Origin of the sequence: Parundibacterium terreum (genome assembly GCF_014636315.1) — a bacterium.
GTDB classification, from domain to species: domain Bacteria; phylum Pseudomonadota; class Gammaproteobacteria; order Burkholderiales; family Burkholderiaceae_D; genus Undibacterium; species Undibacterium terreum.
This window is the reverse complement of sequence record NZ_BMED01000001.1, coordinates 1,565,045-1,578,276: the sequence shown is the minus strand read 5'-3', so window position 1 is coordinate 1,578,276 and position 13,232 is coordinate 1,565,045. Positions and strand designations below refer to the sequence as shown.

Genomic DNA, 13,232 nt, shown 5'->3' with positions numbered 1-13,232 from the left:
AGCGCCCGGTAATTTCTGGAGGTGCTGATAATAAAACGAGACTATCCAATGAACGACATTACACCACCCCGTATTCTCGCCGGTGACCGGCAGCGCCTGATCAGCGATATCACGCAGCGTGCAGCCCAGGCTGCCACCGGGTTCGCGCAACTTGGTATAGGTGAAGACGATGTCGTGGCATTGCTGATGCGGAATGACTTTGCGTTTTTCGAGGCATCTCTGGCGGCCAGCATGATAGGAGCCTATGCGACGCCGATCAACTGGCATGCGACCGCCGCCGAAGCGGAATATGTACTGAGCGATTCATCCGCCAAGGTGCTGGTCGTGCATACGGATTTATGGCCCGCAGTCGCTGCCGGCGTACCTGCACATATCACGGTGCTGTTCGCGCCTACCCCGCCCGAGATTTTGCGCGCGTACAAAGCGAGCGCCAGCGCCACGGACCTGCCGCCTGCGGCCGTCCTATGGGATGACTGGATTGCGAATTACACTGCACGGACATCGCCGCCGCCCGATATGCGCGGCGTGATGATCTACACATCCGGCACTACCGGAAAACCCAAGGGCGTGCGCCGCAATCCGCTGAATGCGGAACGCTTTGCCATCATGAGCGCCGCGACCTCGGCAGCCTATGGCCTGACGACCGATCAGCCCATGTGGGTCCTGATGAACGGCCCCATGTATCACTCGGCGCCGAACAGTTACGGCATTACCTCGGCACGGCTGGGTTCCAATATCGTCTTGCAGGAGCGCTTCGATCCCGAGCAAATGCTGGCGCTGATAGAGCAGCATCGCATCACGCACATGCATATAGTACCGACGATGTTTTATCGCCTGCTGCAATTGCCTGAAGAGATAAAGCATAAGTACGACCTCAGCTCATTGAAGGACGTCGTGCATGGCGCCGCACCTTGTCCGCCAGCGCTGAAGCAGGCAATGATTGCCTGGTGGGGGCCTGTCATCAGTGAATATTACGGCTCCACGGAGACCGGCCTGATCGCGCGCAATACTTCCGCCGACGCGCTCAGCAAGCCCGGCACGGTAGGCAAGCCCATTCCCGGCGCCAGGATCAAAATCTTTGACGACGAAGGCCGGGACCTGCCGCCCGGCGCAGTCGGCGATGTATATGTGCATATTGCCCATATGCCGGATTTCACCTATCACAAACAGGCAGACAAACGGCAGGCGGCGGGCCGCAATGGTTTTGTGACTGTCGGCGATATGGGATGGCTGGACGAGGATGGCTATCTGTTTTTGAGCGACAGGAAGAACGATATGGTCATCTCAGGTGGCGTAAATATTTATCCGGCGGAGATAGAGGCGGTGTTGCTTGGCATTCCCGGTGTCAAGGACTGCGCCGTATTTGGCATCCCCGACCAGGAGTTTGGTGAGCAGCTATGCGCTTATGTGCAGCGAGAAGAAAATGCGGCTTCACTCAGCGCGGATGAGATACGTGCCCAATTGGCGCAACACCTGGCCAAGTTCAAAGTGCCCAAGCTGATCAAATTTGCCGATACCCTGCCCAGGGAGGATTCGGGAAAAATCTTCAAGCGCAAGTTACGCGCCCCTTACTGGGAAAGTGCCAACAGAAAAATTTGATGTCGACGCAATGGCCGGCCCAGGCAAATTGCAATGGGCTGGCGGCCCCATTACTCCTACCGATTCTGTCTCTACGCTTTGCGTTGGCGCCCATCCCGCCATCGCTGCAGAAGTCCCTCAGTGGCCTTCCATACTTGCCTATCCTTTAAAAGAATTTCCTTTGCTGCAAGAATGGGCGATAACCGCACGTTTAAAAATTAAACATGGGCAATTATTGCTTCTGGAACCTTGTAAAGGAGTGGTATTCCACTAATATACCATCCACATGGATGGTAGTTGGATTCTAAAATAATATCCGGAGACAAAATATATGACAGTTGTGGCAACACGGGCCAAGCCCATAGAAACGGAAAAAATAACGATCAATATGGGGCTCATAGATTTGGGCCAGATTGATTTGCTGGTACAGGAAGGCTTTTATTCCAACCGGACAGACCTGATACGCACGGCGATCAGGAACCAGTTGAGCACGCACGCAGAGGTCATCAAGCAGACCATCTTGCGCAAGAGCCTGGTTCTTGGTTTGCATTATTACTCGCGCGCTGATCTGGAGGCGGTGCAGGCTGCCAACCAGCGCTTGCAGATACATATTCTGGGCATGGCCAGTATAGGTTCGGATGTGACACCGGAACTGGCGCTGGCCACGATTGATACCGTCGTCGTTTTAGGAGTTTTGCACGCAAGCCCCGCTGTAAAGGAAGCTCTCGCTGAACGCATCTTATAGCTGCTGGAAAGGATTTTCATGAAAATCAATCAGGACATGTTTGCGCCGATGAAGTTCGCAAGCCGCATCTTGCGCAGCAAGAGTCCCAGTGCAGCTACTCTGGCCATACAAAAAGCATTGCAGGCCATGCTGCCTGCTGCTGAGCGCGCGTCCAACACGCGCAAAGATGGCAATGAAAATGCCGGCAACACAAATTTCAAGGAAAATCCCCCAAGCATGCGTAATATCGACTTACCGGCGAAGCTTGTTTCGCCACAAACCGTGCCGCCGCTGGCGGAGCGACAGAGACCGGCTATTCCCAATTTTTTCCCAAAACTGTTTGGCGGTCTTAGCATTCCGTCTCCGTTTGACGAAAGCTGGGGCCAGCTCGGCACCTTGTCTGATGCGCCCGCTGCACCCGCCGACCTTGAAGAACAAGATGCCGAAGGACAGCAAGACGGCGGCCGTTTTATCGAAGCCTCTTATACCAATGATGCAGGCACGCGCAGCTACAAGCTGTATATTCCCGGCGACTACCACGGGCAGCCCTTGCCGCTGGTCGTGATGCTGCATGGCTGCACGCAAAATCCGGATGATTTTGCTGCCGGCACACGCATGAACGGCATCGCAGGAGAGCAGCCTTGCTTCGTCGCCTATCCTGCGCAATCGCAAGCGGCCAACGGCTCCAAATGCTGGAACTGGTTCCATGCAATGGACCAGCAGCGTGATCAGGGCGAGCCATCTATCATTGCCGGCATTACGCGTGAGATTATCGATCAGTATGCGATTGATCCGCGTCAGGTTTTTATCGCAGGCATGTCCGCCGGCGGCGCCATGTCGGTGATCATGGGGTCTACCTATCCAGATCTATATGCGGCTGTGGGCATCCATTCCGGCCTGCCTTATGCCGCGGCACAAGATTTGCCGTCGGCGCTGTCTGCGATGAAGGGCAGGGGGCATCACCTGGGCAAGGCAGAACAGCGCTTGCAACAGATTCCCGTTATTGTCTTCCATGGCGACAATGACAGTACGGTGAGCCCGCGCAATAGCGATCACATCATTGAACAGCATGTGACCGGATTGGCAGAAAACCCTATCGCCAATGATACGGTGGAAGTTGAGAGCGGCAGGGTCGCACAGGGTCATGCCTATACGCGTACCATTCATAACGGGCCGGACGGCAAGCCTGTTGCGGAACAATGGCTGGTGCACGGCGCCGGCCACGCGTGGTCTGGCGGCAGCCAGCGCGGTAGCTATACGGACCCGAAAGGCCCAGACGCGACCAGGGAAATGATGCGTTTCTTTTCCACCCATCCCCACCCTGATTTGCGCGCGGATAGCCTGGACGCTCAAATTGCCTGAGCAATTTCCTTCCGCCACTAAGGCTTCATTTCACTTTCTCGATTACTTTTTCCACAGGCTTTCCGATCAGGCAGCCAAAGCGTGGTCATTGTCAATATAGCTGCTTGCAGGTTGCGATACCATCTTGAACGGATGCAGATTCATGCTGGCCTCTACCATGTGCCTGGCATCGCGCAGACATGCCCGCACTACCGCCTTCTTCATGTAGGCGTTGAATGCTTCTTCTGAATTCCAGTTCTGGTAAATGAACCACAGCGCCGGATCCTCTGTCGCGCGATGCAGGTCATAGCCCAAGCATGCGCTTTCCAAACGAGATGGCTGCACCAGGGTCAGCAGCAGGCTGCCCAGCGTTTCTTCGTAGCCGCTTTTAGCGCGAACAAACATAATCTTGGTGATAGGCATGGCAGGCTCCTGGAATACCATCCGGCATGGATGGATAGTGGAGGCCAGTGTAGGATAGCGATCACATTTGGTGAATACACAATCTTATTTCTTGCTTGCCTAATTCTATTATTCTGTGGGGATTCGGGCATTGTTCGCGAGCATGCCGGGATGGCGTGACAATATCTCCGCAATAGAATAAAACAGGGGTGACGGACCGCATTGGCTGCAAGCTTGCGCATATCCGTCCGCAACGCCAATGCCGGCAAAATGGGTGATACGATCCATGCTGTTCCTGCAAATTTTGGCAGCCCGGTATTGTGCAAAATGTTCAAAATGCTATTTCGCGCAATCCTTTGCCTTAAATTTAATCAGAAATGCAATTCCCTTATTTATCAACAAGATAGATAGCGTAAAACTGAGTTATCCACAATCTTGATCACAATTTGTGTGAGTAAGTAATTTTACCTAAACTGTATAAAGTATCAGCTTGACAGGAACGATAATTTTTTAGGCCCAACTGACTTTGTCCGACTGAAATCGGGGCGAATCTGCAAAAGCAAAATTCGTCTTTGCTTATGATATAAGCTGCTTTGAAGATCGCTTGTAGCTTGTTATTGTGGTGCCCTCTATCTGATTAACCAATGGATATGCCATGCCGAATACTGCAGAGCCAGCTTCCCAGATAAAAAATCGCCTGCACGATTTTGTTGATTCTTTTTCTTGCTTGCTGGAGCAGCAGGCTGCAGAGGCTTTGATTATAGAAAAGGGGAGTGTCTTGCTGCGCTGCTTGCTGGCCGAGGATGACTGGCTGCCCGAATCCCAGGCAAGGCCCGATCCTGCAAGGTATCAGCAGTTCCTGCTGCACGCCGATCCTGCCGGGCGTTTTTCCGTGGTCAGCTTTGTCTGGGGGCCGGGACAGAAGACACCGATACACAATCACACTGTCTGGGGTTTGATAGGGATGCTGCGCGGTGCTGAGCTGTCGCAGGGCTACCGGCGTGCAGACAACGGCGCCATGCAGCGCGATGGCGATGTGGTGCGCCTGGAACCGGGCCAGGTGGAAGCTGTCTCTCCTTCGATTGGCGATATCCATCAGGTCAGCAATGCCTATGCAGACCGGGTCTCCATTAGTATCCACGTATATGGCGCCAACATAGGCGAAGTACAGCGCGCTGTTTTCTACGAAGATGGAAGCAGCAAGCCTTTTATTTCCGGCTACACCCAACCGAATTGAATTGATCGAATTGAATTGATACGAATGAATGCCAATACCGATGTCCGCGCTGCTGTAAGTAAAACTGTGTCCGCTACAAAAATCCGTAAGGCTTTGCTGGAAAAACAGGAAATCGCCTTGCTGGATGTGCGCGAAGAAGCGCCTTTTGCGGAAGAGCATCCGCTATTCGCTGCCAACTTCCCTTTGTCCCGGCTGGAGCTGGATGCACATGCGCGTATCCCCCGCCCGACGACTGCCATTGTCGTGTATGACAATGGCGAGGGATATGCGCAGCGCGCCGCGGACATCTTGTCCGCCCTTGGCTATACTGATGTTGGCTCGCTGGACGGCGGTTTGTCAGGCTGGAAGGCTGCGGGCAATGAGATCTTTCGCGATGTGAACTCGGCTAGCAAGGCTTTTGGTGAACTGGTGGAATCGGTGCGGCATACGCCTTCGTTTTCTGCCCAGGAAGTACAGCAAATGCTGGATGCCAAGGCTGATGTTGTCGTGCTGGATGCGCGCCGCTTTGATGAGTACAGGACGATGAGCATTCCCACCAGCGTCAGCGTGCCCGGTGCAGAGCTGGTGCTCAGGGTGCGCGAACTGGCGCCTGACCCCAGCACGCAGGTGATTGTCAATTGTGCTGGCCGCACCCGCAGCATCATAGGTACGCAATCGCTGGTGAACGCAGGCATTCCCAATCCTGTGGCCGCGCTGCGCAACGGTACTATAGGCTGGACGCTGGCCGGGCAAAGCCTGCAGCATCGGCAGCAGAGGCGCTTTGGCGATGTGAGCGAAGAAAACCGCACGCAGGCAGCAGCATCGGCGCGCAGTATTGCCGACCGGGCAGGCGTGCAGCGCGTTGACTATGCCAGGCTACAGGAATATTTGCGGCAAGCGAATAGAACTACTTATTGCTTCGATGTCCGCACGCCGGAAGAATATCTGCATGCTCATCTGCCGGGGTTTCGTTCTGCCCCGGGTGGACAACTGGTGCAGGAAACCGATCATTCAGCGCCGGTGCGCGGCGCACGCATTGTGCTGGCGGATGATGACGGGACGCGCGCCAATATGACGGCTTCCTGGTTGGCGCAAATGGGCTGGGATGTGCATGTGCTGGACGGTGCCGGTGCGGAAGCCTGGCGCGACAGCGGCCAGACTGCGCCAAGTTTGCCGCCGGCTGTGCTGGCAGCGAGTTGTGCCCGGCTGGTTAGTGTCGAAGTGCTGGCCGGCTGGCTGGCACAGGAAAAGCCGGAGCAGGGCATTGAGGTCGTTATCGTGGACTTTGCTGCCAGCGCACAGTTTGTACAGCAGCGCATCCCCGGCGCCTGGTTTGCATTGCGCTCCGGCCTCGAAGCCGCCGTGCAAAACCTGCCTGCGTCCAAGCGTTTCGTGCTGACCTCGCCAGATGGCTTGCTGGCCCGGCTGGTGCTGCAGGAGTTCCAGAGCCTGATCTCGACACTGGGCGAGGCCGAGGTATTTGTGCTGGACGGAGGAACGAATGCGTGGCTACAGGCAGGCCAGGCCACTGAGCAGGCAAATTCTGCCGCAACACCGAATCTTGCATCGCCGCGCACAGACCGCTATCGCAGGCCCTATGAAGGAACAGACAATCCGGTCGCCGCGATGCAGGCTTACCTGGATTGGGAGTACGGATTGGTGGAGCAACTGGCGCGTGACGGCACGCACGGGTTTTTCGTGATCTGAGCCTTTCGCGAGGGCAGGCTGTAGCTATCCAGCGGGTGCTGCCTTAAAATTGATCAGGGAAATAATTTCCTTAAATATCAATCATATAGCAGGCAGTGAGTACAGTTATCCACAGTCTTGCGCACATTTAATGTGGGTAAAGTGCAAGGGCAGACGGCTGGGTAAAAGGATTTTCAGTCCACGATGAAGAGCGTCGCGCCTTGCTGGGTATAGGAGCGGTGTGCCTCTGCATGATCTGCAACCTGGTAGCTGATACCGGGAGTCAGCACGAATTTCCTGCCATCCTGTAACTCGGTTTCCATGCTGCCGGCCAGGCAGAAAAGAATATGGCCTTTGCTGCACCAGTGGTCGGCTTTATAGCCAGCGCTGTATTCCACCATGCGTACACGAATGTCGCCAAACTGGCAAGTGCGCCAGTAAGCCTCGCCGGTTTCCCCGGCATGCACGGTTCTCTCTATGCCGGACCAGTCGGTAATGCCGAAAGGAATGTCCGTGATTTTCATGTGCCGTTCTCCACGATAATTTCCACCAGTTCCGGTTTTGCAATGCGTAGATAGTCATCGGCATTCAGCACGATGGAGCGGTCCAGCCGGCCTGCATTGAAGGCAATCTCTTTATAACGGCGGAATAATTCCGGATCGACCACCAGCCGTAGTGAGGGATCGAAAGAGAACGGCGGGATTGCACCTATCACACAGCCAGTCTGGGCCGTGGCTTCTTCCGGCGACAGCAGGCTGGCCTTGGAATGGCCGTAATGCTGCGCCACTTTCTTGAAATCTACCCTGCGGTCACCCGGTACGATGGTCATGACATTGAAATCGGCATGCTTCAATTTGCAGAGCATCGCCTTGGCACCCTGGCCGACTTCGGTGCCGCGCACCGCAGCGACCCGTTCTGAATTTCCTTCGTGAGGGTGCTCCACAACGCGAAAACGGGCGCCGGCCTCCGTCAATAATTGCTGTAAACGTTCAAACACACTGACTTTCTGAAAAGGGCGGGTGATCCACTTCACCCCATCGCTTGCTTTAGTTTAACTGTGATAAATGTTACATAGATATCTATTGCATGAGGCAACAGTTTATACTTGTTTGCAAGCCGTTCGCTTGCGATACGAGTGAGTGCCAGATGCATCAGGGTAATTATTCTGGCAAGCATGAAATACAGTCTGCCTGATTTTTTCTCAGCAGGACAGATACAGATCAACAGGTGAAAACAATAAAGCTGATCACGCCGCCTGTAGCGGCGCTTATGGCATACGGATGAAATTATTTACTATCGGAATCCGGCGCTGGCTGGGTCTTGCCCTGTGTGGCCTGCCGGCCGTGGTATTCAGCGGCTGGCTGCTGGACAATGAAAGAATGCTGAGGCTGATGTCCGGCACGGCGGCGATGTCACTGACAGCTGCCGTATTGTTCGTGCTCGCCGGTGCCTGCTTGCTGGGCTCATATCACAGCAACTGGTCGCGCAATGTATTAAGGTTTTTTTCCACGGTGCTGGTCGTCGTACCGGCACTGATCCTGCTCCAGCATCTGTTCCGGATCGATTACGGATTCGATCTTTTTAATTCCATGTTGCTGGCCTCTGGCTTCCGGCCGCAGATTGTGCGCTTGCCGCCGGATATCTGTGTCGCGCTTTTGCTGGCGGGCGTGGTTTTTCTGCTGAATAGCAAGCATGTGCAGAGCGGGCGGATACGCCAGCTTATCCGCATCCTGATTATTACGGTATTGCTGATAGGCGGGCTGGGCTTGTTTGGTTATATGCTGAATATGGAGACGCTGTATCGCGTCGCGGGTTTTAAACGCAGTGCTGCGCCTTCAGCGCTAGGGGTGTGCCTGCTGGGCCTGGGCTTATGGTTTTTTGTCGGTGATGTGATCTCTTCTCCTCCAGCCAATCTGGAAAACGAAGATAAAAGAATTACCAGTATTGCTGCAGTGCTGCTGACAGTGCTGGCAGTAGTCGCCGGTTTGACCGGGTTTGCGGTCATGCAGCAGGGATATGAGCAATCCACGACTGATCATATCCGGCATACCGCCAGCCAGAATGCAGTAGTGATATCGAATATGCTGGACCATGCCACAGTGCTGGCCAAGTCTATCGCCACGCGCCCCGCATTGAGAAAAAATCTGTCGCTGCTAAGTGACGATGTGCAGAACACCGAGGCTTTGAGCTTTGTCGGAGAGGTCGGCCGGACTTTCCTGCCTTTGGGTTTCACAGGTATAGAATTTTATAACGCCAGGGGCAATCACCTGCTTACGACGGGCGTCATGGTCGCCCAGCGTGCCAGTATAGCGATTCACCTGGACGTGACGCGTTCTCCAAATACAGGCACAGGCCCGGTTGCGACTGAAACCCTGCTATGGCAAGACGGTTTTGTGCTGCGCTCGGAGAATGATGCGGTGCTGAACGGCAGTGTGGTTGGCAGGGTAGTGACCGAGCAAAGGCTATCAGCCTTGTCCAGCCTGATGAGGGATCTGCAGTCTGCCGGGGATTCGGATGATGCCTGCCTTTGTACACGCGAGGCGGATAATGCCGCTTGCTTCCCTACGCGCCACGCCCCGGCCAATTTACGTGTTCCCTTGTTGAATCCTGAAAATAACGGCAAGACGCCTATCGCATTTGCGCTATCGGGAGAGTCAGGCGTGGCGGCGATCACGGACACTCAGGGGGCAACGGTGCTCGCCGCGTATGCGCCGGTTATCCGGCATGGACTGGGGCTGGTGTTGAAGACCGATCTGCAAGAGCAGTATGCGCTGCTGCGCAAGCAGTTCAATTTACTGGGTGTCTTGCTGGCGCTGCTGGTTGTGTTCGGCACGCTGGTGCTGCGCAAGCAATTGCAGCCGCTGGTCAGGCATATCCTGCAAGAACAAAACAGAATGAAACTGATCCTGGAAAATTCCACCGATGCCTTTGTCATGGTGGGGCCGAGCGGCAAGATCATGGACTGGAATGCGCAAGCGGAACGCAGCTTTGGCTGGACGCGGGAAGAGGCGCTGGGCAAGCAGTTGCTGGAGCTGATCATCCCTGCTGAACAACTGGATGCCGTCGTTGCCCGCATCACCCATCTGGAAAATGAAGGCGCCGGACGCGGCACTGTCGTGCATAGGCGGGTGGAGATTGATGCCTTGCATAAAACAGGTAAACTGGTGCCGGTGGAAATTTCGATTGCCTCGCTCTACGACACGGACGGCTATGCCGGCCATGTATTCTTGCGCGATATCTCCGAGCGGCGCAAAGTGGATGCGCTGAAGGATGAATTCATTTCTACCGTCAGCCACGAACTGCGGACACCGCTTACCTCCATCCACGGATCCCTGGGGTTGGTATTGGGAGGTGCGGGTGGCGAAGTGGCCGACAAGACGCGGCAGTTACTGTCCATCGCACATCGCAATAGCGACAGGCTGATACACCTGATCAACGATATCCTGGATATGGAAAAGATCGAAGCGGGCAATATGTCCTTCGATTTCAAACCTCATCGCCTGCCGCCGCTGATGCAACAGGCGCTGGAACTGAGTACCTTCTATGGCCAGCAGTATGGCGTGCGGTTTCAATTGATTGAACCTGTGCCGAATGTAGAGATCAATGTTGATTCAGACAGGCTGATACAGGTGATGATCAATCTGCTGTCCAATGCCGCCAAATTCTCTTACTCAGGCAGCAGCGTGGAAATATCAGCCCAACTGATGCTTGCTGAACGTGGAAACCAGGTCAGGGTCACAGTCACTGATCATGGCTGCGGCATACCGGCTGAATCGCACGGCAAGATTTTTCAGAAATTTTCCCAGGTCGATGGTTCCGACCGGCGTAAAAAAGGGGGAACCGGGCTGGGCCTCAGCATCTCCAAGTCCATCATTGAAAAGATGTCGGGCTGTATGGGATTTGTATCGGTCGCCGATCAGGGCAGCAGTTTTTACTTTGAGCTGCCTATATCGAAGTGGAAGTGAGAGGGTACTGAAGTCAAGCCGAGGGACTTTTGGTTTGCCGGGCTTGCTGGGATTACTCCCAGGCGTCTCTCTCTCGGTAGTCGTGCTTGATGAAATCGCGGTATGCCTGATAAATGAACATGCTGAGACCGCCTATCGCCATTAGCACCGGTATCATCAGGAATAATAATGGCGCCTCTACTTCGCATACGCTCAATACATCGCACATGGCAATGTGATAGCTGCGCACCACGTTCAGGATTGCCAGACCCACCAGCGCAAACGCCAGATAGCCGACTGAGCGGAACTTGCTGGGGCGTGAGTAATAGTGGATATTTTGCATGATCATTTTCCTTCTGACAATTTCAGAAGTGTGATCGCAAGTTACCGTTCAGCAAACCGGACAAAAACGCATCGATTTGTAGGAATAGTCTGATAGAGGTGCGGGTAAAAAAATGCCATGCAATATATTTCTGCATGGCATTTTTATTGATGATTACTCTAGCTGCTCTGCCGCCAGAATAATTGACGATCAGGTGAGTTGGCGAACCTTGCTGGCAGTAAAGCGCGTGGCTGCTGCTGCACGTACCGGGTTTGCCTTGGGCGCTGAACTTTCATGCAGCTTGAAAATGCTGACTGCCTGCGCCAGTTTCGCAGCCTGTTCTTCCAGCGACTGGGCCGCTGCTGCGGACTCCTCTACCAGTGCGGCATTTTGCTGGGTGACTTCATCCATTTGAGAGATAGCCTGATTGACCTGTTCTATCCCTGTGCTTTGCTCATCGCTTGCGGCACTGATCTCGCTGACGATATCGGTTACCTGGCGTACGCTGTCTACGACTTGCTTCATGGTTGCACCGGCCTGATCCACCAGCCTGCTGCCCACACTGACATTGCCGACGGCATCGTCGATAAGCTGCTTGATCTCTTTGGCGGCAGCAGCACTGCGTTGCGCCAGCGTACGTACCTCGGTGGCGACCACCGCAAACCCGCGGCCTTGCTCGCCGGCGCGGGCCGCTTCTACCGCCGCATTCAGCGCCAGGATATTGGTCTGGAAAGCGATACCGTCGATAACGCTGATGATGTCCACGATCTTGCGGGACGATTCATTGATGGAACTCATCGTCTGTATGACCTGACCCACCACTTCGCCGCCCTGTACCGCAATCTGTGATGCTGAAACCGCCAACTGATTTGCCTGGCGGGCATTGTCGGCATTTTGCTTCACGGTTGATGTCAGTTCTTCCATCGCGGAAGCAGTTTCTTCCAGCGAACTGGCTTGTTCTTCGGTACGGCTGGACAAGTCCAGATTGCCCGCAGCGATCTGGCCGGATGCGGTGGCAATCGTGTCCGTACCGCTGCGTACTTCGCTGACTATTTTCAGTAAGCTATCATTCATCGCCTTCAATGCACTCATCAACTGGCCGGTTTCATCCTTGCCTGCCGAATGTATATCCGCAGTCAGATCGCCTTGCGCCACTTTCTCGGAAATGCCCACAGCATCTACTAAAGGACGAGAAATAATACGGGCGATGAGTACTGCCAGCACCAAGCCGATCACGACGCAAGTGATCAGTAATGCAATGATCCAGGTACGCGCAGAACCGTAGATGACATCGGCCCCTTTATCGGAGGCATTGCTGCCGTCATCATTGATCTTTACAAGCTGGTCCAGCTGATCATTTATTTGGCGGAAGGTCTGGTTCGATTCCGTCTTGAACAGAGAGCGTGCCTCATCCTTTTTGCCCGTGCGCGACAGGTCCAGCAATTTTTTATTGGTTGCTATATAGCTATCAAAGCTTTTTTGAAACTCTGGATATATTTTCTTCTCTTCCGGTTCTGAAATCAGCTTTTCGTAGACTTCCTGGCTCTTCCTGAAAATTCCCAAGCGTGTTTCCATTGCTTTTTCTGCCGCTGCCATATCCGCATCTTCAGTGGAAAGAATATGCTGCAACTCAGAAATGCGGAAACGTGCCAGCGAAGCTTGCATTTGCAGGCCGGTGCGTATGCTCGGTAGCCAGTTGGTTGCAATATCCGTCGATGCCTGGTTAACTTGATTAAGCTTGCTGATGGAGAAAATACCGAGCACGACAGTCAGGGCCATCATCAGGATAAAAGAAGTCATCAGCTTGCTGCTGATTTTCATATTGTTGAACCAGTTCATGGCAGGGTCCTTAGTAGGATAAAAGAATAAGAGGCGCGGAAGTGTAGCCCTAGAGTCTTGTTGCCGCAAGAAATCAAATTCCGTCTACATTTCATGATGCGTGGTGAGATACCGGCAAATTGTTTTAGCATGTAATCAAGATAAATTCAAAGCATTGCCTGGGGCAGGACACAATGTTTT

At 54.1% G+C, this 13,232-nt stretch carries 13 protein-coding genes; 7 read left to right on the top strand and 6 right to left on the bottom strand.

The features are described 5' to 3' along the window. Positions 1–48: 48 nt before the first annotated feature. Genes IEW12_RS07360 through IEW12_RS07345 form a run of 4 tightly spaced genes read left to right on the top strand, consistent with a single transcriptional unit; the run spans position 49 to position 3,664 of the window. Positions 49–1,599: an acyl-CoA synthetase gene (locus tag IEW12_RS07360; protein ID WP_188565271.1), complete on the top strand. Its 1,551-nt coding sequence runs from the start codon at positions 49–51 to the stop codon at positions 1,597–1,599. After that, on the top strand, positions 1,580–1,852 hold the full coding sequence (locus IEW12_RS07355) for a hypothetical protein (protein ID WP_188565739.1): 273 nt from the start codon (positions 1,580–1,582) through the stop codon (positions 1,850–1,852). Before IEW12_RS07360 ends, IEW12_RS07355 begins: the two co-directional genes overlap by 20 nt. 57 nt (positions 1,853–1,909) lie before the next feature. Continuing rightward, a complete protein-coding gene (locus IEW12_RS07350; protein WP_188565270.1) occupies positions 1,910–2,323 on the top strand; it encodes a ribbon-helix-helix domain-containing protein in 414 nt (137 codons plus the stop codon). Positions 2,324–2,341: 18 nt separating this feature from the next. Continuing rightward, complete coding sequence (locus IEW12_RS07345; RefSeq protein WP_188565269.1) at positions 2,342–3,664, top strand: extracellular catalytic domain type 1 short-chain-length polyhydroxyalkanoate depolymerase; 1,323 nt, start codon at positions 2,342–2,344, stop codon at positions 3,662–3,664. A 66-nt stretch (positions 3,665–3,730) separates the two neighbouring features. On the opposite strand, the gene IEW12_RS07340 is transcribed toward IEW12_RS07345, so the two are convergent. Both IEW12_RS07340 and IEW12_RS07335 read right to left on the bottom strand, forming a co-directional pair. Then, entirely contained in the window at positions 3,731–4,066 is a 336-nt protein-coding gene (locus tag IEW12_RS07340; RefSeq protein WP_188565268.1) for a putative quinol monooxygenase, read from the bottom strand. Positions 4,067–4,174: 108 nt separating this feature from the next. Next, on the bottom strand, positions 4,175–4,333 hold the full coding sequence (locus IEW12_RS07335; protein WP_188565267.1) for a hypothetical protein: 159 nt from the start codon (positions 4,331–4,333) through the stop codon (positions 4,175–4,177). 367 nt (positions 4,334–4,700) lie between these two features. Between IEW12_RS07335 and IEW12_RS07330 the strand changes: the two genes are divergently transcribed. Both IEW12_RS07330 and IEW12_RS07325 read left to right on the top strand, forming a co-directional pair. Next, positions 4,701–5,282, top strand: a complete 582-nt coding sequence (locus tag IEW12_RS07330; RefSeq protein ID WP_188565266.1) for a cysteine dioxygenase family protein — start codon at positions 4,701–4,703, stop codon at positions 5,280–5,282. A 24-nt stretch (positions 5,283–5,306) separates the two neighbouring features. Beyond that, entirely contained in the window at positions 5,307–6,968 is a 1,662-nt protein-coding gene (locus tag IEW12_RS07325) for a rhodanese-like domain-containing protein (RefSeq protein ID WP_188565265.1), read from the top strand. Between the two features lie 173 nt (positions 6,969–7,141). Here IEW12_RS07325 and IEW12_RS07320 read toward each other — a convergent pair whose 3' ends face one another. After that, positions 7,142–7,471 (bottom strand): DHCW motif cupin fold protein, encoded by a 330-nt coding sequence (locus IEW12_RS07320; RefSeq protein WP_188565264.1) that lies wholly within the window; start codon positions 7,469–7,471, stop codon positions 7,142–7,144. Further along, positions 7,468–7,944, bottom strand: a complete 477-nt coding sequence (locus IEW12_RS07315) for a YbaK/prolyl-tRNA synthetase associated domain-containing protein (protein WP_188565263.1) — start codon at positions 7,942–7,944, stop codon at positions 7,468–7,470. The genes IEW12_RS07320 and IEW12_RS07315 overlap by 4 nt, the downstream gene beginning before the upstream one ends. 283 nt (positions 7,945–8,227) lie before the next feature. Between IEW12_RS07315 and IEW12_RS07310 the strand changes: the two genes are divergently transcribed. Then, on the top strand, positions 8,228–10,912 hold the full coding sequence (locus IEW12_RS07310; protein ID WP_188565262.1) for a sensor histidine kinase: 2,685 nt from the start codon (positions 8,228–8,230) through the stop codon (positions 10,910–10,912). A gap of 52 nt (positions 10,913–10,964) precedes the next feature. On the opposite strand, the gene IEW12_RS07305 is transcribed toward IEW12_RS07310, so the two are convergent. Then, positions 10,965–11,234 (bottom strand): hypothetical protein, encoded by a 270-nt coding sequence (locus tag IEW12_RS07305; RefSeq protein WP_188565261.1) that lies wholly within the window; start codon positions 11,232–11,234, stop codon positions 10,965–10,967. 189 nt (positions 11,235–11,423) lie between these two features. Beyond that, a complete protein-coding gene (locus IEW12_RS07300; RefSeq protein ID WP_188565260.1) occupies positions 11,424–13,052 on the bottom strand; it encodes a methyl-accepting chemotaxis protein in 1,629 nt (542 codons plus the stop codon). Positions 13,053–13,232 lie beyond the last annotated feature (180 nt).

What these genes read in the sequence shown, in the direction of transcription:
- IEW12_RS07300 (WP_188565260.1), bottom strand. Translation starts at nt 13,052, where the DNA reads ATGAACTGGTTCAACAATATGAAAATCAGCAGCAAGCTGATGACTTCT.
- IEW12_RS07320 (WP_188565264.1), bottom strand. Translation starts at nt 7,471, where the DNA reads ATGAAAATCACGGACATTCCTTTCGGCATTACCGACTGGTCCGGCATA.
- IEW12_RS07305 (WP_188565261.1), bottom strand. Translation starts at nt 11,234, where the DNA reads ATGCAAAATATCCACTATTACTCACGCCCCAGCAAGTTCCGCTCAGTC.
- IEW12_RS07340 (WP_188565268.1), bottom strand. Translation starts at nt 4,066, where the DNA reads ATGCCTATCACCAAGATTATGTTTGTTCGCGCTAAAAGCGGCTACGAA.
- IEW12_RS07360 (WP_188565271.1), top strand. Translation starts at nt 49, where the DNA reads ATGAACGACATTACACCACCCCGTATTCTCGCCGGTGACCGGCAGCGC.
- IEW12_RS07325 (WP_188565265.1), top strand. Translation starts at nt 5,307, where the DNA reads ATGAATGCCAATACCGATGTCCGCGCTGCTGTAAGTAAAACTGTGTCC.
- IEW12_RS07310 (WP_188565262.1), top strand. Translation starts at nt 8,228, where the DNA reads ATGAAATTATTTACTATCGGAATCCGGCGCTGGCTGGGTCTTGCCCTG.
- IEW12_RS07335 (WP_188565267.1), bottom strand. Translation starts at nt 4,333, where the DNA reads ATGGATCGTATCACCCATTTTGCCGGCATTGGCGTTGCGGACGGATAT.
- IEW12_RS07330 (WP_188565266.1), top strand. Translation starts at nt 4,701, where the DNA reads ATGCCGAATACTGCAGAGCCAGCTTCCCAGATAAAAAATCGCCTGCAC.
- IEW12_RS07350 (WP_188565270.1), top strand. Translation starts at nt 1,910, where the DNA reads ATGACAGTTGTGGCAACACGGGCCAAGCCCATAGAAACGGAAAAAATA.
- IEW12_RS07345 (WP_188565269.1), top strand. Translation starts at nt 2,342, where the DNA reads ATGAAAATCAATCAGGACATGTTTGCGCCGATGAAGTTCGCAAGCCGC.